The 19,596-nt window shown below is 64.0% G+C and carries 17 protein-coding genes; 8 read left to right on the plus strand and 9 right to left on the minus strand.

The features are described from left to right. Positions 1 to 55: 55 nt before the first annotated feature. A complete protein-coding gene (locus tag EYV96_RS08305; RefSeq protein WP_131150958.1) occupies positions 56 to 2,962 on the plus strand; it encodes a TonB-dependent receptor domain-containing protein in 2,907 nt (968 codons plus the stop codon). A 66-nt stretch (positions 2,963 to 3,028) separates the two neighbouring features. Here EYV96_RS08305 and EYV96_RS08310 read toward each other — a convergent pair whose 3' ends face one another. The 4 genes from EYV96_RS08310 to EYV96_RS08325 all read right to left on the minus strand — a co-directional run bounded on the left by EYV96_RS08310 (position 3,029) and on the right by EYV96_RS08325 (position 5,508). Next, complete coding sequence (locus EYV96_RS08310) at positions 3,029 to 3,532, minus strand: TPM domain-containing protein (RefSeq protein WP_131150959.1); 504 nt, start codon at positions 3,530 to 3,532, stop codon at positions 3,029 to 3,031. A gap of 1 nt (position 3,533) precedes the next feature. Further along, a complete protein-coding gene (locus EYV96_RS08315; protein ID WP_131150960.1) occupies positions 3,534 to 4,436 on the minus strand; it encodes a TPM domain-containing protein in 903 nt (300 codons plus the stop codon). A gap of 1 nt (position 4,437) precedes the next feature. After that, positions 4,438 to 5,061: a LemA family protein gene (locus EYV96_RS08320; RefSeq protein WP_131150961.1), complete on the minus strand. Its 624-nt coding sequence runs from the start codon at positions 5,059 to 5,061 to the stop codon at positions 4,438 to 4,440. 75 nt (positions 5,062 to 5,136) lie between these two features. Beyond that, complete coding sequence (locus EYV96_RS08325; protein ID WP_131150962.1) at positions 5,137 to 5,508, minus strand: diacylglycerol kinase; 372 nt, start codon at positions 5,506 to 5,508, stop codon at positions 5,137 to 5,139. A gap of 304 nt (positions 5,509 to 5,812) precedes the next feature. Here EYV96_RS08325 and EYV96_RS08330 point away from each other — a divergent pair, with 304 nt between their 5' ends. From EYV96_RS08330 to EYV96_RS08355, 6 genes are all read left to right on the plus strand, one after another. Beyond that, on the plus strand, positions 5,813 to 7,327 hold the full coding sequence (locus EYV96_RS08330; RefSeq protein ID WP_131150963.1) for a peptide MFS transporter: 1,515 nt from the start codon (positions 5,813 to 5,815) through the stop codon (positions 7,325 to 7,327). A 103-nt stretch (positions 7,328 to 7,430) separates the two neighbouring features. After that, entirely contained in the window at positions 7,431 to 8,717 is a 1,287-nt protein-coding gene (locus EYV96_RS08335) for an ATP-binding protein (RefSeq protein ID WP_165488630.1), read from the plus strand. A 40-nt stretch (positions 8,718 to 8,757) separates the two neighbouring features. Continuing rightward, positions 8,758 to 9,333, plus strand: coding sequence for a response regulator transcription factor (locus EYV96_RS08340; RefSeq protein ID WP_131150964.1), 576 nt, complete (start codon positions 8,758 to 8,760; stop codon positions 9,331 to 9,333). 226 nt (positions 9,334 to 9,559) lie between these two features. Beyond that, entirely contained in the window at positions 9,560 to 11,830 is a 2,271-nt protein-coding gene (locus EYV96_RS08345) for a TonB-dependent receptor (RefSeq protein WP_338068489.1), read from the plus strand. Positions 11,831 to 11,838: 8 nt separating this feature from the next. Beyond that, the gene (locus tag EYV96_RS08350) at positions 11,839 to 13,011 is read left to right on the plus strand and encodes a sialidase family protein (protein ID WP_131150965.1); all 1,173 of its coding nucleotides are present in this window, start codon (positions 11,839 to 11,841) and stop codon (positions 13,009 to 13,011) included. Continuing rightward, positions 13,011 to 13,472, plus strand: a complete 462-nt coding sequence (locus EYV96_RS08355; protein ID WP_131150966.1) for a thioredoxin domain-containing protein — start codon at positions 13,011 to 13,013, stop codon at positions 13,470 to 13,472. The genes EYV96_RS08350 and EYV96_RS08355 overlap by 1 nt, the downstream gene beginning before the upstream one ends. A 6-nt stretch (positions 13,473 to 13,478) precedes the next feature. Here EYV96_RS08355 and EYV96_RS08360 read toward each other — a convergent pair whose 3' ends face one another. The 3 genes from EYV96_RS08360 to EYV96_RS08370 all read right to left on the minus strand — a co-directional run bounded on the left by EYV96_RS08360 (position 13,479) and on the right by EYV96_RS08370 (position 16,247). Continuing rightward, positions 13,479 to 14,519 carry an isoaspartyl peptidase/L-asparaginase family protein gene (locus EYV96_RS08360; protein ID WP_240732377.1) on the minus strand — a complete coding sequence of 347 codons (1,041 nt, stop codon included), beginning with the start codon at positions 14,517 to 14,519 and terminating at the stop codon, positions 13,479 to 13,481. Between the two features lie 110 nt (positions 14,520 to 14,629). Further along, positions 14,630 to 15,889 carry a M56 family metallopeptidase gene (locus EYV96_RS08365; RefSeq protein WP_131150967.1) on the minus strand — a complete coding sequence of 420 codons (1,260 nt, stop codon included), beginning with the start codon at positions 15,887 to 15,889 and terminating at the stop codon, positions 14,630 to 14,632. Further along, on the minus strand, positions 15,876 to 16,247 hold the full coding sequence (locus tag EYV96_RS08370; RefSeq protein ID WP_131150968.1) for a BlaI/MecI/CopY family transcriptional regulator: 372 nt from the start codon (positions 16,245 to 16,247) through the stop codon (positions 15,876 to 15,878). The genes EYV96_RS08365 and EYV96_RS08370 overlap by 14 nt, the downstream gene beginning before the upstream one ends. Positions 16,248 to 16,414: 167 nt before the next feature. On the opposite strand from EYV96_RS08370, the gene EYV96_RS19025 reads away from it, so the two are divergent. Further along, complete coding sequence (locus EYV96_RS19025; protein WP_131150969.1) at positions 16,415 to 17,770, plus strand: 3-oxoacid CoA-transferase; 1,356 nt, start codon at positions 16,415 to 16,417, stop codon at positions 17,768 to 17,770. Between the two features lie 79 nt (positions 17,771 to 17,849). On the opposite strand, the gene EYV96_RS08380 is transcribed toward EYV96_RS19025, so the two are convergent. Both EYV96_RS08380 and EYV96_RS08385 read right to left on the minus strand, forming a co-directional pair. Then, entirely contained in the window at positions 17,850 to 18,830 is a 981-nt protein-coding gene (locus tag EYV96_RS08380; RefSeq protein WP_131150970.1) for a sensor histidine kinase, read from the minus strand. 30 nt (positions 18,831 to 18,860) lie between these two features. Further along, complete coding sequence (locus EYV96_RS08385; RefSeq protein ID WP_131150971.1) at positions 18,861 to 19,583, minus strand: response regulator transcription factor; 723 nt, start codon at positions 19,581 to 19,583, stop codon at positions 18,861 to 18,863. Positions 19,584 to 19,596 lie beyond the last annotated feature (13 nt).

Below are 19,596 nucleotides of genomic sequence, written 5' to 3' on the forward strand. Positions count from 1 at the left end.
ATGACCAGCTCTGTTGCTGGCGGCTGGCTATTGTTTGTTCGGAGTTCGCAAAACAATGAAGCAAAAGACCCTGCTGGCTACGGCCATCGCGGCAGCCTTCGCGCTGAACGCGTGGTCCGTCGCCGCACAGGAAGCCCCCGCTCCTGCCGCCGACCAGGCCAACGCCAAGAGCCTGGATACCGTCACCGTTACCGGTTCGCGCATTCGCAGCGTGGATGTGGAAACGTCCCAGCCGATCTTCACGATGGATCGCCAGGCCATCCAGGCCACCGGCCTTACCAACGTGAACGACATCCTGGCCCGCATGCCGTCCGCCGGCACGCCGGACATCACCCCGCAGGACACCCTCTCCTCGGGCGCCGATGTCGGCGGTCGCTACGTCAACATCCGCAACCTCGGTTCGCAGCGCACGCTGGTGCTGGTGAACGGTCGTCGCTGGGCCACCAGCCTGAGCGGCCTGACCGATCTGTCGACCATTCCCGTGTCGATGATCGATCGCATCGACGTCCTCAAGGACGGTGCCTCGTCGATCTATGGCTCCGACGCCATCGGCGGCGTGGTCAACATCATCACGCGTGACCGCTTCGACGGCACCGAGGTCAACGCCTATTACGGCCAGAACGGCAAGGGCGACGGCCAGCAGAAGAACATCGACGTGACCTGGGGTCACAACACCGAGAAGTCTTCGCTCATCCTCGGTGCGTCGTATCAGGATCAGCAGCCGGTCTGGAACAACAAGCGCGACGAAACCCGCTACCAGTACGGCCCGCGCCACATCGACGACGGCCTGGGCGGCGGTCCGTGGGGCCGTGTCACCGATCCGCGTGCCGAAGGCACTGCCGGTGCCGGCTCGTACAACAAGGACGGTGACTGGGTTCCCAACGCCTATGTCCTGAACCGTGGCGGCAATCCCGCCAACATCGGTGATTACCACGATTTCGTGGGCGCTCCGAGCGACCTGTACAACACGCAGGGCGACATGACCTTCCGCGCGGGTACGAAGCTGAAGAACCTGTTCGCGCAGGAACGCTACAAGCTCACCGACAACATCACGTTGCGCGGCACCGCCAGCTACAGCGTGCGCGATACCTCCAGCACGCTGTCGGGCTATCCGCTGCAGACGGCGAGCACCGGCCTGGTGATCGATCCGAACAACGCCTACAACCCGTTCCCGGGCTACGAGACCGAGTTCTATCGCCGCACCGTCGAAATGCCGCGCACCACCTGGTCCAAGACCAAGCTGGCGCACATCGACGTAGGCGCCGAAGGCTTCTTCGATTTCCTCGGCCACGAGTGGAACTGGGACGCCACGTACAACTACTCCAAGGCCAAGGTTAAGCAGACCTCCAACGGCAACTTCTACCTGCCGAACGCGCAGAACGCGCTGGGCCCGACGAGCATCGTCGACGGCCAGGTCGTGTGCGCCGACGCTTCGGCCCGCGCAGCGGGTTGCGTGCCGTGGAACATCCTCGCCGGTCCGGGCGGCACGCCGTCCTCGGTGTGGAACTACGTCAACTACATCGGCACCTCGCGCCAGACCACGCAGACCGATGACTTCTCGGCCAACCTCACCGGTGGTCTGTTCGACCTGCCGGGCGGCACCGTCAGCATCGCCGGTGGCATTGAGCACCGTCGCGAGAAGGGCAGCTTCAACCCGGATGCGATGGACTCGGCCGGCCTGACCACCAACCTGGCCAGCAACCCGACCAACGGCAGCTACATCGTCAACGAGGCCTACCTCGAACTCGACGTCCCGCTGCTGCGTGACCTGCCGGGCGCCCAGGAACTGGGCATCAACGTTGCGTCGCGCTACTCGCACTACAGCAACTTCGGCAGCACCACCAACAACAAGTACAGCTTCCGCTGGCGTCCGTTCGAAGACCTGATGGTACGCGGTACGTATGCCGAAGGCTTCCGTGCACCGACCATCAGCGACTTGTACGGTGGCAGCGGCCAGAGCTTCGAAACCTACCTCGACCCGTGCGATTCGGTCGTGGGTTCGGCCGCAGGCAACGCTGACGTGGCTGCGCGTTGCGCCGTCGCAGGCGTGCCGGCGAACTATCGCCAGATCGACAGCGGCAGCAACCAGCCGGTGACCTCGCAGGGTGGCCAGTCCAAGACGGCCTTCATCTCGGGCTCCAACCCGAACCTGCAGCCGGAAACCTCGATCACGCGTACGGTTGGCCTGGTGTACAGCCCGCACCAGGTGTCGGGCCTCGACTTCACCGTGGATTACTACAACATCTACGTGAAGAACATCATCACCGCCGTCAACGCGTCGAGCATCCTCAACTACTGCTACGTGTCGAACGATCCGTCGTTCTGCGATCGCTTCACGCGCAACAGCAGCGGCGTGGTCGATTCGCTCAACGAAAGCCTGACCAACCTGGGCTCGCTCAAGACCGAGGGCTACGACGTCGGTATTCACTACCGCCTGCCGGAAACCTCGTTCGGCCGCTTCCGCATCGCGTCGGACAGCACGTACCTCACCAAGTACGAGACCGTCAGCGGTCCGGGCATGCCGCGCGTCAATGCGGTGGGCTTCATGACCAACGGTTCGGGCAACCTCAACGCCGGCACCATGGGTCTGTACCGCCTGCGTTCGAACCTGCAGCTCGACTGGGACTGGAAGCAGTTCGGCGCAAGCTGGACGGTGCGCTACTACTCGGGTCTGAAGGACCAGTGCTGGGATGTGGACATCGAGTGCAACATGCCTGACTACGTGGCCCCGGGCCTGGTTGGCGTGGGCGTCAGCCGCAAGGGTTCGGTGGCGTTCAACGACGCCCAGTTCCGTTACACGGCACCATGGAAGGGCACCTTCTCCGTGGGTGTGAACAACATCTTCAACAAGAAGGGTCCGTACTACTACAACGTAACGGCCTCGGGCAGCGGCAGCCCGCCGTACAACCCGTCGTTCGATATCGATCGCTACTTCTATGTGAGCTACAACCAGAAGTTCTGATTGCGATGAAAAGAAAACGGGCCTTCGGGCCCGTTTTTTTTAGTCCGTGATGACTTGACGGCGAAATCAAAGCACCACGGGGCGATCCGGCAATTCGTCGCGACGCGACGAGCCGTCCGATGGAAAGTGCTTTGTCAGCAAGGCGTGCGCGGCGGCAATGCCGTCGAGCGAACCTTCGCGCCACTGGTCGCGTGCGAAGCACTCGCGCATGTGCGCACAGATGGCATCCCACTCACTGGCGTCGACGTGAGCGGCAATGCCCCGATCCGCGACGATCTCAATGCGATGCTCGGCCATCAGCACATAGAACAGCACGCCGTTATTGTGCTCGGTATCCCACACGCGCAGCTGGCTGAACACGTGTTCGGCGCGCTTGTGTGCATCGAGGCCTTCGAGCACGGCCATGGGCGCAAGACGCGATTCAACGGCGAAGCAGACTTCACCCTGGTGCGTGCCCTCGCCCGCCGCGATCGCGCGGGTCATGTCATCCAGTAGCGCGGGCGGGAAACTGCGGCGCAGCTGAAGCCAGCCGCCGAAGGCGTTCATGAAGAAACGTTGGCCGACACCCATGTCACCAGCTCCCCGAAGAACCGCCGCCGCCGAAGCTGCCGCCGCCACCGCTGAATCCACCACCGCCGCCACCGCCGAAGCCGCCGCCACCAAAACCACCGCCGCCGCCCCAGCCACCGAAACCACCCCAGCCACCGCCGCCGATGGAGCGCCCGGCGCCGGCCGGCAACATCATCAGGACGCCGCCAACGATGGCGCCCAGGATGGCAGCGCCAAACGTCGCGGCCAGCAGCCACAACAGGCCACCGGTGATCAGCGCACCCAGCGGTGTACGAACGAAGACGGAGGTCCGTCCGAAGATGCCACGCAGGAAGAAGGCCGCGAACACGCCGATCAGCAGGACATGCCCAAAATCGAGGCCGCGATGTTCGCGACGATCGTTTTCCACCGGCGGCGGAAGCGCTTCGCCATCGATCAGCGAGGTCAGCGCACCGACGGCATCGTTGATGCCACCGAAGTAATCGTTGGCGCGAAATTTCGGCGCGATGTATTCGCGGATGATGCGTGCGGTCGCGGCATCGGGAATGGCACCTTCCAGGCCATAGCCCACTTCGATGCGCACGCGCCGATCGTTCTTGGCGACGATCAACAGCACGCCGTCATCCGTGCCCTTGCGCCCCACCTTGTTGGCCTCGGCCACCGCGAGCGAGTAGCCCTCGAGGTCATCAGGCTGCGTCGTGCCCACCATTAGCACCACCAGCTGCGCGCCCTTGCGCTTCTCCAGCGCGACGAGCTGCGCATCGAGCTGATCGACCTGCTGCGGCGTCAGCGTGCCGGTGAGGTCGGTGAGATGCCGGGTGAGTTTGGGGACCGCGGCGTCCTGTGCCTGCGCAAGGCCCGGCCCTGCCGCGAACAGCAGCAGGGCCAGGCCAAGGAACGGCAGCCGTGCGAGGCGCCGGAACATCTCAGTGAGTCGTCGCGGCCGGTGCCGGGGAGGCACTGTTGCCGAAGTCCACGGTCGGCGCGGCGGAAATCGCCTTCTCGTTATCCACGGTGAAGTTCGGCTTCACCTGATAGCCGAAGATCTTCGCGGTGAGGTTGTTCGGGAAGGTGCGGATCATGGAGTTGTACTCCTGCACTTCCTTCACATAGCGATTGCGCGCGACGGTGATGCGGTTCTCCGTGCCTTCCAGCTGGGCCTGCAGATTCTGGAACAGGCCATCAGCCTTCAGCTGCGGATAGTTCTCGCTGACCACCATCAGGCGCGACAGCGCACTGGACAGCTCACCCTGAGCCTGCTGGAACTGCTGCAGCTTCTGGGGGTCGTTCAGCGCGTCCGGCGACAACTGCATCGTGCCCACCTTGGCACGCGCATTGGTCACTTCCGTCAGCACCCTTTCTTCATGCTGGGCGTAACCCTTCACCGTATTGACCAGGTTCGGCACCAGGTCGGCGCGGCGCTGGTACTGGTTGATCACTTCCGACCAAGCCGCCTTCACGGCTTCGTCCTGACGCTGCATGGCGTTGTAGCCACAGCCGGAAAGACCGGCGACGACCAACAGGAGTGCAACGGCACGGAGGAATTTCATGGGGGTGCTCCAATCCGGTGGAAGGGAGCATTGCAGCATTGTGGGTGGGTACGGCGCAATCGGAGGGTTCACCCCTCACCAGAAGCGCGGCCCCAGCACGAGCACCCAGGCCAGGCCCGTCAGCACAAGCAGAAGGAAGACGGCAGCGGAACCCATGTCCTTGGCGCGGCCCGCCAGTTCATGGAATTCGGGGCTGACTTTGTCGACAACAGCCTCGACAGCGGAATTAAGCAGCTCGGCGGACAAGACCAGAATGGCCGGCGTGACCAGCGCAAGCTTCTCGAGCGCGCCATTGCCCAGCCAGAGACCCGCCGGAACCAGCACCACGGCCAGGCAGGCTTCGAGGCGGAAGGAAGCTTCGTGCACCCAACCGGCGCGCAAGCCCTTCATCGACCACTTGAAGGCATTCCAGATTTGCTTGGGTCCGCGAATGCCAGAGGCTGCCATGCAGGATCGTCCAGGGTCGTGGCAGCCATGGCTGCGGAGGCGGGCCACGGGAAACGATCCTGGGCCGGAAATGAAGCGCGACATGATGCCACAACCGTCTTGTCATCCTGGCACCGGCCGCGCCCATGCCTGAAGGCGGAACAGGCTGATCACTGCAACCCTTTGCCGCCGCAAGAAATCTCGTCGCGCGTCGCGCGGGTCATGAGATGCCTGTTGCGTTACCCTTTATCCGTTGCGATCCGTTCAGGCTCGCAAATGGTCGGCCGCAGCGCGGTCGTTGTCTTGACCGTGTTTCGGAATGCACATGGCAAAAGTACACACCCCGCCCGTCTCGCAGACGAGGTCGTTCAGCACCGTTTTCCTGATCGAAATGTGGGAGCGCTTCGGCTTCTACGGCATGCAGGTGCTGATGGTCACCTACATGATGAAAAAGCTGGGCTTCGCCGATACCCGCGCGAACCTGGTCTGGGGCGCTGCCGCAGCCCTCATCTACGCCACCCCCGCGATCGGCGGCTGGATCGGCGACAAGCTGATCGGCACGCGCCGCACCATGATCACCGGCGCCGTGGTGCTGGCCCTGGGCTACGCCATGCTGTGGATCCCGTCGAACAACCCCACCCTGCTCTACGGCGCGCTGGGCGTGATCGTCGTCGGCAACGGCTTCTTCAAGCCGAACGCGGGCAACCTCGTGCGCAAGATCTACGAGGGGGATGACACCCGCATCGACAGCGCCTTCACCATCTACTACATGGCGGTGAACGTCGGCTCGATGCTGTCGATGACGGCCACGCCGTGGATCCGCAACTACGTCGGTGAGCATTACGGCGACGCGATGGGCTGGCACACGGCTTTTGGCGCCTGTGCGATCGGCCTGGTGCTGGGCCTGGGCAATTACAAGCTGATGAGCCGCACGCTGTCCCACATCGGCTCGGCGCCTGACGAAAAGCCAGTCGACATGAAGCGCGCGCTGATGGTTGGCGTCGCGTCGATCGGCATGGTGTTTCTCTCGGCCAGCATCCTGCAGAGCCTGCTGCTGGCCAAGGCCGCCGTGTTCATCGCGGGCGTCGTGATCCTGGGCATCTTCGCTCACCTCATCATGGGCAGCCAGCGCAGCGAACGCGCAGGGCTGATTGCCGCCCTGGTGCTGACGTTCCAGACGATCTTCTTCTTCATCTTCTACGCGCAGATGGCGACCTCGCTGAACCTGTTCGCGCAGAAGAATGTCGACCTGCACTTCCGGGTGTTCGGCTTTGAGCTCTTCACCTGGATTCCGGAGCAGTTCCAGAACCTCAACGCGATCTGGATCGTGCTGCTGAGCCCGGTCCTGGTTTTCGCGTACAACTCGCTGGGCCGTATCGGCAAGGACCCGTCCGTCGCGTTCAAGTTCGCGCTGGGCTTCGGCGCCGTGGCCATGGGCTTCTTCATGTACGGCCTGGGCGCCCAGAGCGCCGTGGACGGCCAGGTGTCGTCCTGGACCATGGTCTGGGGTTACGGCTTCTACTCGCTGGGCGAACTGCTGGTGAGCGGCCTTGGGCTGGCCATGATTGCCCGCTTCGTGCCGGCGCGCATGGGCGGCTTCATGATGGGCGCGTACTACGTGGCCGTCGGCATTTCGCAGTACCTGGGCAGCATGGTGGCCAACCTCGCCAGCGTGCCCAAGCAAGTGACGAACCCGGTGGAGTCCCTGCCCATCTACATCAGCCTGTTCAATCAGCTGGGCCTGGTGGGTATCGGCTGCACCGTGCTGGCACTGGGCATGCTGCCCCTGATGAACCGCCTGGCGAACAGCCACGCCGAAGCTCGCACCGCCGAGGCTTGAACGGGGCAAAAGGGGCCGGTGTGGCAATCCGGCCCCTGCGTCCTGCTGTCGCAGGCCGGTGACTCCCATCATCCCGGGCTTACGGACCCCGTAAAATGCCCGCATGAGCAATCGCCGCCTCCTGCAGCACCGCATCGGGCCGACCACGCTGATGCGCACCCTTGCCTGGTTGCGCATCTGTGCCATCGGTGGACAGAGCGCTGCCGTGCTGGTTTGCGCTTTCTGGATGGATCTGGGCATTCCCATGCTGCCGCTGCTGGTAGGCGTCGGCTCGCTGGGCGTCTTCGCCGTCTTCGCCGCGTGGCGCGTCAACCAGCCCTGGCCGGTGCGCGAGTGGGAAACCATCGTGCACGTGGCCGTCGATACGCTCGTGCTGGGCTACCTGTTGTATTTCACCGGCGGCGCCAGCAATCCCTTCATCACGCTGCTGCTGGTGCCGATCGCCCTGAGCGCCGCGGCATTGTCGGTGCCCGCCGTGCTCGCCGTGGCAGCTCTCGCGGGTATCGCCTACGTCGTCCTGCTGCGCTGGTATGTGCCACTACCCATGCCGGTCCACGCCGGCTCCGGCTTTTCCCTGCATGTCGTCGGCATGGGCGTGAACTTCGTGATCACCGCCTTGCTGCTGGGCTTTTTCATCAATCGCCTTGCGCGATCGGTGCGCCTGCAACAACTGGAAGTCCAGCGCGTACGCGAACGTGCCCTGCGCGACGAAGGCATCCTCGCCATCGCAACCCAGGCCGCGGGCGCGGCGCATGAATTGAACACGCCGCTGTCGACCATGCGCACGCTGCTGCCTGAACTGCGCCGCGAGCATGCGGAAGACGCCGTTCTGGGCGAAGACCTGCAGTTGCTCGAAGACCAGGTCGAACGTTGCCGCACCATCCTTCGCGAGATGGTGGCCTTCGGCAAGGCGCAGCTTTCGCAAGAGCCGGAGAAGGTCACGCTGGCTGCGTTCATCCATGGCTGCCTCGAGCGCTTCCAGTTGCTGCGCCCGGAAGCCGAACTCGATCTGCAACTCGATGAAGATGCCGCGCGCATCGTGCTTCGCACACCGCCTGGCCTTCGCCACGCGCTGTTGAATCTGCTGAACAACGCCGTCGACGCCTCGGCGATGAATCAGTCGCACGCCGTGATGCTCGTCGCGCGCCGCCATGGCGAGTGGCTGGAGCTGATCGTCGGCGACCACGGCCCGGGCTTTGCAGCCACGGGCGAGCTGTCACCGCTGGGTCAGTCGCAAAAGCAGACAGGCCTCGGCATTGGCCTCGCGCTTGCCGAAGCCACGGCAGAACGACTGGACGGCCAGCTCACCGCCACCAACACGCTCGATGGCGCGCAAATGCACCTGCGCCTGCCACTGGCGGTTGTGGGCAGCAACAATGAATCCGCTTAAGAACACTTACTGACGACACGCAACCATCGGACTTGAGACCATGACCGAAGTGACCGCCCAACCCTTGCTCATCGTCGATGACGACGCCACGTTTGCACGCGTTCTGGCACGCGCCCTGAGCTCGCGTGGCTTCGAGGTGATCACGGCCACCAATGCCGATGAGGCACGTGCACTCACGCGTCGTCACCATCCGCGTTACTGCGTACTCGATCTCAAGCTCGGCGATGAAAACGGCTTGCGCCTGATCCCGGAATTGCAGTCGCTGGTGCCCGACATGCGCGTGCTGCTGCTCACCGGCTACGCCTCCATTGCCACGGCCGTGGAAGCGATCAAGCGCGGTGCGCATGACTACCTCGCCAAGCCCGTTGACGCCGATGCCGTCGTGCGCGCACTGCTCGATGGCGACAGCAGCAGCGGCGGCGATGACGAAGTGATCGACGCACCGGATGTGCCGCTGGCGCTGCGTCGCCTCGAGTGGGAACACATCCAGCGCGTGCTCACCGAATGCGATGGCAACATCTCCGAGACCGCCCGTCGCCTGGGCATGCATCGGCGCACCCTGCAGCGCAAGCTGAGCAAGCATCCGGTACGTGAGAGGCCGGATAGCGAGGATTGATCCGACCTTCCCCGGGTCCGAAATGTCGGGTTTTCGATGCGAAGCTTGCGCCAGACTGGCGAAATCTACGCCCGGAAACCCGGACTTTCACCTCTCCTAACCCACTTTGCCGACCGACTCCCTGCGCCTCACCGGTTAGCGCACTCAACCGCGACATCGCGCCACCTTCCGGGATGCCGATCTCCGGCTATCCTGCGAACCCTAGACCATGGTCCAGGGTGCCCCCTTGAAGCTTTCGTCCCATCCCCGTTCGCTGGCCCTGGCGCTCGCCGCATGCATGGCCGGCACCGCCGCGCACGCCGACGACACGCCTCCGCAACAGGCTTCCACGACGCTGGAAGCGGTGCACGTCCACGCCAGTGACACGCATGTCACCGAAACACCGGCGGTGCAGGTTCGCGTGAAGCGCGAAGACCTCCTCAAGCACAACATCACCGACAGTTCGGACGCGCTCAAGTACGCGCCGAACATGCAGGTGCGCAAGCGTTACATCGGGGATCCCAATGCTGTCATCAGCGGCCGCAATGCCGGCACGCTGCAAAGCGCGCGCAGCCTTGTCTATGCCGACGGGCTCCTGCTCTCGAACCTGATGACCAACGGCTGGGATGGCGCACCGCGCTGGGGCATGGTGGCGCCTGAGGAAATCGGTGCCGTGGATGTGCTTTATGGTCCGTATTCCGCGCTTTATCCGGGCAATTCGATGGGCACCACCGTGCTCATCCACACGCGCTTGCCACAAAAGCTCGTTGCGAGCGCCAGCGCGCAGTTCATGAGCCAGGACTTCAGCGACAACTACGGCAGCAGCGGCCGTTACAACGGCCGCAACATCGCCGCCACTCTGGGCAACAAGCAGGGGCGCTGGAGCTGGCTGCTCTCGGTCAACAAACTCGACAACAACGGCCAGCCGATGCAGTACGCGACGGCCAAGGCCGGTGGTACCGCGAATGCGGCCGTACCGGTATCCGGTGCAACGCTCGATCGCAATCCCAATGGCTCGCCTCGCCTCGTGTACGGTGCGAACACCATCGAGCACACGGAGCAGACGCAGGCCAAGCTGAAAGTCGGTGTCGATGTCACCGACAATATCTCTGCCCTGTTCACGCTGGGCTGGTGGCACAACCACGCGGAAGACCGCACGCGCAGCCTGATTCGCGATGCGCAAGGCAACCTCGTCTACACCGGTGTGATCAGCGCCTACGGCCAGACATGGACGCTGCCGACGAGCGGACTGGCGCCTACGCAAACGCTCGAAACCCACGCGCTCTACGGCCTCGAGCTCAACGGGAAGTTCGACAACGGCTGGCGCTGGACGGCGGTCGCCAGCGACTACGACTTCATCAAGTCGCAAACGCATACGGCCGGCCTTACGCCACCCGTCGCCAACGTCGGCGGCCCGGGCAGCGTAGCGGATATGGGTGGCTCGGGCTGGCAGACGTTCGACGCACGCACCTCCGGTCCACTGGGTGAATCGCACATGCTGTACGCCGGTGCGCACTACGACCGTTACCTGCTCGACTCCACCGTGCGCAATGCCAGCGACTGGCGCGGCGCTGCCGATGGGTTGCAGACGAGTGCGTTCGGCGGCCGCACGCAGACGCGCGCGCTCTATCTGCAGGACGTGTGGAGTTTTGCGCCAGCGTGGGCGCTGACGCTGGGCGGCCGCTGGGAACAATGGCGCGCTTACGGTGGCTCGCGCAGCAGCGGAAGCACGACGCTCGATTACGCCGATCGCAAGCAGAACGACTTCTCGCCCAAGGCGGCCCTGAGCTGGGACTTCGCCGATGCGTGGCAGCTGCGCCTGGCCAGCGGCAAGGCCGTGCGCTACCCGACGGTCAACGAGCTGTTCCAGGGCAGCATCTCGGCCAACGCCATCGTCAACAACAACCCGAACCTCAAGCCCGAATCGGACTGGTCGAACGACCTCACGCTGACGCGCCACGTGAGCAACGGCTATTGGCGCGTATCGCTGTTCCAGGATCGCATCGCCAACTCGCTGTACTCGCAGACCGACATCACCGTCACGCCGACCGTCACCAACATCCAGAACGTGGACAAGGTGCGCATGCGTGGTATCGAGGGCGAACTGGTCCTGCGCGATGTCTGGATTGATGGCCTGGACCTGCAGGCCAGCGCGGCCTTCAACAATGCCAAGACGCTCAACGATCGCCAGTACCCGCTCGCCAACGGCAAGTGGTTCCCGCGCATCCCCAAGGTGCGCGCCACCCTGGTCACGGACTACCGCTTCGCCCCCGACTGGAATGCCTCCCTGGCGGTGCGTCATTCCGGCCGACAGTACGGCACGCTGGACAACAGCGATTACGTCAATACCTACGGTGCCGTCAGCGCATTCACGGTCGCCGATGCCAAGGTGCGCTGGAACTTCGCGCACCAATGGACGGCCTCCGTGGGCGTGGACAACCTCACCAACGAGCACTATTGGGTTTACCATCCGTACGCCGGCCGCACCTGGTTCGGCGAAGTGCGCTGGGACTACTGAGGCCTGCCATGCGCCGATCATTCGCTGCTCTTTTTGCCACATTGACCACGCTGAGCGTGGCGGCCCACGACGGCATGAACATGCCCATGCCCAAGGGCCCCGAACTGGGTGCCAGTGCGGCCATCGATGGCCAGGGGCGCCTGTGGATCGTCGATGCGCAGGAGGGTCATGTGCGACTGAGGCATTCGGATGACTTCGGTCGAACACTCAGCGATCCCGTCCCCGTAAACACCAAAGCCGAGCCGATCTATGCCGAAGGCGAGAATCGCCCGAAGATCGCCTTCGGCAAGCACCATGAGATCTACGTCAGCTGGTCGCAGCCGCGCGCCAAGCCCTGGACGGGATTTGTGCGCTTCGCCCGCTCTACCGATCAGGGCGCGCACTTCTCCGAGCCCATGACCGTGCATCGGGACCGCGCGGAAATCACCCATCGCTTCGATGCCATGGCCGTGGATGCCAAGGGGCGCATCGTGATGGCATGGATCGACAAGCGCGATGTCGAGGCGGCCACAGCGGCGGACAAGCCCTATCTCGGCGCAGCCATCTATACCAGCGTTTCCTCCAATGACGGCCAATCGTTTGCCCCGGAACAGAAGCTCATCGACCAGAGCTGCGAATGCTGCCGCATCGCGATGGCACGGACGCCCGATGGAAACATCGGCGCGTTTTTCCGCAGCATCTATGGCGACAATATTCGCGACCATGCCTATGCCGAACTGGGTGGTGACGGCAAGAACGCCACGCCGCAGCGCGCGACGTTCAGTGACTGGCATATCGCCGGCTGTCCGCATCACGGCCCGGGCCTGGCGATTGGCGAAGATGGCGTTCGCCATGCCGTGTGGTACGACGCCAAGGAGCAGCCGACCATCTGGTACGGACAGCTGCAGCCCGGCAAGGCACCTGCCCACGCCCTGCCACTCGCGCATGCCGGCGCCGCGCATGCGGATGTCGCGGTGAGTGGCAAGCGGGTCTGGATCGTATGGAACCAGGTCAGCGCCGACGGTTTCGCGCTGATGCTGCGCACCTCTCGCGATGGCGGACTGACCTTTGACGATGCGCGACAGATAGCGAACACGACACAGGCCGCGGCATCCCCCCAGTTGCTGCTGTGGAAGGATCGCGCCTTCGTCGCCTGGAACACGCAACCAGGCTTCCGGCTGATTCCCACGGAGACCCTGTGATGCGCCCCTGGCTCTGCATGCTCGCTCTGACAATGCCCCTCCTGGCGCATGCCGACCCGATCAAAACGCTGGCAGCCAACGATGTCCCTTCATTGGTAGCACCGCCGGCCCACGGTACCCGGGTGCTGGCCTTCTGGGCGCTCGATTGCGCTTACTGCGAGAGCAATCTGCAGGCGCTGGACCGACTTCACCAGCAACATCCCGAAGTGCAGGTCATCGCGGTGGCGACCGACAGCATGACCGAGGCGCCGACCATTTCGGCACGCCTCAAGGCGGCGGGCGTCGATCATCTGCCGGCATACGCCTATGCCGAAGCAAGCCCGGAGCGCATCAACTTCCTGATCGATCCAAAGTGGGGTGGTGAAACGCCGCGCACGCTGGTGATTCGTGCAGACGGCACGCGTGAAGGCATCAGCGGCGAGCTGACGCCCCAGAGGCTGGGCACGATCGCCAGGCCCTGAGGTCGATCAGGTCCCCGCATCCGGTGTCGGCAGCGGATCGGCGGTGCCGTCATCTTCGTCGCCATAAATCGCCACATGCGGCACACCGTCGGCACCGATCCATCCGCGGAACATGCCGTCGGTATTGAACGGCATCGACACGGTACCGTTCGCATCCAGTGCGATCGCGCCGCCGTTGCCGCCCATGGACGGAATTTCCTGATTGATGACTTCGGCTGCGGCGCGCTTCAGGGGAACGCGCATCTGCGTCACGCGCATGCAGATTTCATGCGCGGCCACCGTACGGATATAGAACTCGCCCCAGCCGGTGCCGGAGACGGCACATCCACTGTTGGCGTAAGTGCCAGCGCCGATGATGGGCGAATCGCCGACGCGACCCCAACGCTTGTCGGTCATGCCGCCCGTCGACGTACCGGCGGCGAGACGCCCCTGCGAGTCGAGCGCCACGGCACCCACGGTTCCGAAATGCTTGGCCGTCTCGACATCCGCATGCGGCTTCTTCTCGGCGTCTTCCTTCAACGCCTTCTGCAGCTGCTGCCAGCGTTCTTCGGTGCGGAAATAGGAGGGATCGACCATGTCGATGCCGCCGACCTCCTTGGCGAAGGCTTCGGCGCCCTCGCCCATCAGCATGACATGGTTGCTGCGGTCCATCACGGCACGGGCCAACACGATGGGATTCTTCACGCGATGCACGCCGGCAATGGCACCAGCCTTGAGTGAATAGCCATCCATGATGGCGGCGTCGAGTTCGTTCTTGCCGTCGTGCGTGAAGACTGCACCGCGACCGGCGTTGAAGTTGGGATCATCCTCCAGCACGGTAATGGCCGCGGCAACCGCATCGACGGCGGACTTGCCCGCCTTCAGCTGGGCGTAACCGTTTTGCAGCGCGAGGGTCAGCGCAGCACGCGCCGCCTTTTCGCGCGCGGGACTCATGTCCCGTTTGATGACACCGGCCCCACCATGGATGGCGAGGACAGGAGCGGCGGCATGACTCATGCTGGCGACCCCCATCGCGGCCAGGGCAACAAACAGGTAACGCAACTTCACGGACGACTCTCCCCGGATATTCGGAGTCCAGTATAGCGGCGGGGAAAGCCGTAAATGTGTGCAAAATCAGAGGCGCAGCTGTACGGAAGCGTACGGCTGCGCCTCGTCGATCAGGCCTTTTTCGCGGCCTGGTCGCGCGCCGGACAGCCCTCGCGCGGAGTCATGTCGAAGCTGTAGTCAACCTTGCCTGCCTTCGTAACGCTGTGCAGCTTTTCGCCAAGTGCGCCCGTCGACTCGGTGCTTGCGCTGCCGCTGACGTCGTTCACGGCAATCTTCACCGCCATGCGGCCATCCGATTGCGGCGTCACGGTGGCATCGGCGGTCCAGTCGCGTACCTTGATGGTGCCTGCCTCACCCGCCGGCATGCAGAGCGACAAATCCGCGCGCTCCGAATGACGCTTGCCCGGCATGTCCCAGGCGCGGGTCACCGAGAAGTCCAGCTGGTACTCGTGCTTCGTCGTCGCCGCGCCCGTGGCGGCATACACCGCGCCGCCCAGCACCACGCCACCGAGGGCGAGCACGAGTTGACCTGCGGCGCGTCGCGCGGGATGAAGCCGGGGTTGCTTGAGCATGGCAATGCGTTCCTTCAGTGGGTGGACGGGCGACCAGGTACTGCCTGCCGGAAGGAATCCGGCCATGGGTGAATCCTTGAGCAGCGCGCTGGCATAGACGCCACGCTCAGCGGTGTGCGTGCGCATCACAGCCGCATCGCATGCCAGCTCCAGGTCAAGGCGAAAGCGCCTGCGCGCCATCCAGGCCAGTGGATGCATCCAGCAGATCGACAGCACAACGTGGGCAAGCAGACTCCAGAGACCATCGTTACGCCGTGCGTGCATGGACTCGTGGGCGAGGATCAGACGCTGCTCGGCGGCGAGAAATCGCGACTCGAAATCCGCTGGCAACACGATGACAGGACGAAGCCAGCCCACCAGGGCCGGACCCATGCGTGGTGTTTCCAACCGGCGGATTTCCACCCCCGCTTCCGTACGCCCGCAGGCCTTGCCTCGCTGGAGCGCTGAGAGGAATCGCCACTGCGCCAGCGCACCGACGACGAGCATCAACACATTCCCAAGCAGCCACAACCACGTGACCGTCCGCGACACCGACCCTGCGGAAACCGCCGTGGCGGTCGTCTGTACATGTCCCGCCGTCTCAGCGATTCCGACACGCGCCAGCCACACCGACGGGAGCGGGGCATGCGGCCACGCGGCAATCACCATGGCGACGGGAACCATTCCCCAAAGCCAGAAGCCAGCCGATGCACCGAAGCGACGTCGAAACGGGATGCGAACGCCAAGCACCAGTGCCGCGGCGAGCGTGAACCCGAGCAGCAGCCTGAGCAGCAACGAAAACCCCTCAGGACTGTTCATCGTCGAGCTCCTCCAGCAACTTCTTCAGATCGGCGACGTCCTTGCGGCTCAGCTTGTGCTGCTCGGAGAAATGCGCGACCAGGGGTGCCACCCGCCCTTCGAACAGGCGGTCGAGCAGGCCCTTGCTCTCCTGCGACACGTATTGCCCGCGCGTCAGGCGCGGGCTGTAGAGGTAGCGCCGGCCATCCTTTTCCGCCCTGACCGCCTTTTTCTTCAGCAGGCGGTTGAGCAGGGACTTCACCGTGCCCTCCTGCCACCCCTGCTGGGGGCCGACTTCGGCCAGGATGTCCTCGGCCGTGCGTGGCGCGGCGCGCCAAAGCACTTCCATCACGACAGATTCGGCTTCGCTGATCGACATGGTGATCGTTTACATGTGTAAGTGGAAAGTACATTTACACGCGTAATCGATCCTGTCAACCGGGGTCGCCACGCCATGCGGCGGCGCGTGGGACCTTCGTACAGCATGAGCCGCCGCCGATCCGTCGTATCCTTGGCAACTGGCTCTCCCTGCAAGAAGGCATCGCAATGGACAAGGTTTATGCAAGCGCGGCGAAGGCACTCGACGGCCTCCTGTTCGACGACATGACCATCGCCGCCGGCGGCTTCGGCCTCTGCGGCATCCCCGAGAACCTGATCGCGGCCCTGCTCGCCGCCGGTACCAAGGGACTCACCATCGTGGGCAACAATGCCGGCGTGGACGACTTCGGCATGGGTCCGCTGCTCAAGACCCGCCAGGTCAAGCGCGTCTATGCGTCATACGTCGGTGAGAACAAGGAATTCGAACGTCAGGTCCTGGCGGGCGAACTGGAACTGCACCTCGTGCCGCAGGGCACGCTCGCCGAAAAGCTGCGCGCCGGTGGCGCCGGCATCCCGGGCTTCTACACGCGCACCGCCTTCGGCACCAAGCTGGCCGATGGCAAGGAGACCAAGGTCTTCGGTGACAAGGAATACGTGCTTGAAGAGGCTATCCACGCCGACGTCTCCATCGTGAAGGCGTGGAAGGGCGATCGCCTGGGCAACCTGGTGTTCCGCAAGACCGCGCGCAACTTCAATCCGATGATCGCCACGTGCGGCAAGATCTGCGTTGCCGAAGTCGAGGAACTTGTCGAGGTCGGCACGCTTGAACCCGATGCGATCCATGTGCCGGGCATCTACGTCGATCGCATCATTCAGGGCGAGAAGTACGAGAAGCGCATCGAATTCCGTACGGTCGCTGGCGCCAACACGGGCAAGGAAAGTCCGATCCGCGTCGCCATGGCGCAGCGCGCCGCGAAGGAGCTGCGCGACGGCTTCTACGTGAACCTGGGTATCGGTATTCCGACCCTGGTCGCCAACTACATCCCGGACGGCATCGACGTCACCCTGCAGTCCGAAAACGGCCTGCTCGGCATCGGCCCGTTCCCGGACGACGCACACGTCGATCCGGACCTGATCAACGCCGGCAAGCAGACCATCAGCACCCTGCCCGGCTCGAGCTTCTTCTCCAGCGCCGAATCCTTCGCCATGATCCGCGGCGGACACATCGACCTGTCGATCCTCGGCGGCCTCGAAGTCTCCTGCCACGGCGACCTCGCCAACTGGATGGTGCCGGGCAAGATGGTCAAGGGCCCCGGTGGCGCGATGGATCTGGTCAGCGGCGTGAAGCGCGTCGTGGTGCTGATGGAACACACCGCGAAGGACGGCTCACCCAAGATCAAGAACGAGTGCGATCTGCCGCTCACCGGCAAGCAGGTCGTCGACCTGATCATCACCGACCTGTGCGTGTTCGAAGTTGCGAAGGGTGAAGGCCTCACGCTGATCGAACTGCAGGAAGGCGTGAGTGTTGATGACGTCCGGGCGAAAACGGGCTGTGCGTTCAAGGTGGCCGCCGCGCTTAAGTAAGCGCGGCTGGTGAACAGTGAACAGTAAACGGTAAGAGCAAGGCGCGCACCGCTCTTACCGTTTACCGTTTACCGTTCCTCTAGGAAACCGCCACCGTCTGCGGAAAACGAATCCGCGCCACGTGCTGACGCCCTTCGCGGGTCTGCAGTTCCAGAGGCCACGCAAAGCGTTCACTGATGCGCTGCGCGATGGCCAGTTCGAAACCATGGCGGTTGACCTGCCCTGCCGCCGCTTCATCGATGCGATTGGTCACCGTGATGGCACCCGGCATCACGGCGATGGCGATGACGCCCTGCTCCATCTGCTGGCAGGCATTGCGAATGAGCTGCCAGCAAAGCACCGCGAACACGCGCGGGGAGCCGTGCAAGGCAAAGCGAACGGGCTCGTCCAACTCCAGCGTGATGTCGCGGCCTTCAAGCAGGTCGCGGATATCGGCCAGCTCGTCGCGCAAGACGTCGTTGACGACGAAATCCTCCGATGTCAGCCCGCGATCGGATTCCCGCGCAAGGATCAGCAGAGCCTCGACCAGGGCTTCCATTTCGCGTGACGCGCGCTTGATCCGTTGCAGGGAGCGCTGGCCGAATTCACCGATGCCCGGCTCGTCCGACAACATCTCCGCCGACATCTTGATAACCGTCAGCGGGCTGCGCAGCTCATGGCTGGCATCGCGCGTGAAGTTGCGCTCGCGCTGGTTGTAGCCAGCGATGCGATTGGCAAAGGCATAGAGTCCTTCCGCCAACGCGGCCACGTCGGCATCGGTCCTGCGCGGCAGCTGCCCGGGCTGCCACGGGCGCAGATCGTTCTTGCTTTCGTCCCACGATTTGATCGCACGCGCCAGGCGCCGCACCTGTCGCCACTGCCGCCGGGCCATGAGCCAACCCAACAGCGTGGTCAACATGATGAGCATCAGCACCATCCACAACGGGCCCAGCTCGTAGTAGCTGATGAGGGCAACGGCGACCATGCCCAGCAGTTGCAGGCCGAAAATCCACGCCATACGGCGATGGAAGGCATCCCGACGGAACATGTCCGTCGATGGCGGGTAACCCCGGGCGGTCATTGGTTACATCAGGGCGATATCGACCGGCGGTCAGCCGGCCGATGCCACTTCCGTTTCGAGATCGGCAAGGCGGTAGCCTGCGGAGTGGATGGTATGCAGCAGGGGACGATCGAACGGCTTGTCGATCACCCGGCGCAGGTTGTAAAGGTGCGAGCGCAAGGTGTCGGAGTCCGGCAAGGTATCGCCCCAGATTTCGCGTTCGATGTCGCGGCGGCTGACCACGCGCGGCGATTCGCGCATGAGGATGGCGAGCAGCTTCAGGCCGATCGGCGACACCGTCAGCTCCTGGCCGGCGCGCACCAGGCGCAGCGTGGCCGTATCGAGGGTCATGTCACCGACCGTCAGCACTTCGGTGGACACCTGGCGACGATCGCGGCGAATCAAGGCACGCAGGCGTGCTTCGAGCTCGCGCACTTCAAAAGGCTTCACCAGGTAATCATCGGCGCCCGCCTCCAGGCCCACCAGCTTGTCCTCCAGCGTGTCGCGGGCCGTCAGCATCAGCACGGGCGTGGATTTCTTGGCCTCCTTGCGCAGTTTGCGACAGACCTCCAGGCCATCCATGCCCGGCAGCATCAGGTCGAGAACGACCACGTCGTAACTGTTGGAGACGGCCAGGTGCAGGCCACTGACGCCATCGGCCGCGTAATCCACCGAATAGCCACGGCGCTCGAGGAACTCGCCCACCATTTCCGCAATCTGGCGGTTGTCTTCCACCAGCAAAATCAATCCGGCCTGTTCGTCGCGTGAACTCATCCGAGTCACCTCC

Source organism: Dyella terrae, from assembly GCF_004322705.1.
In the GTDB taxonomy this organism is placed as follows: Bacteria; Pseudomonadota; Gammaproteobacteria; order Xanthomonadales; family Rhodanobacteraceae; genus Dyella_D; species Dyella_D terrae.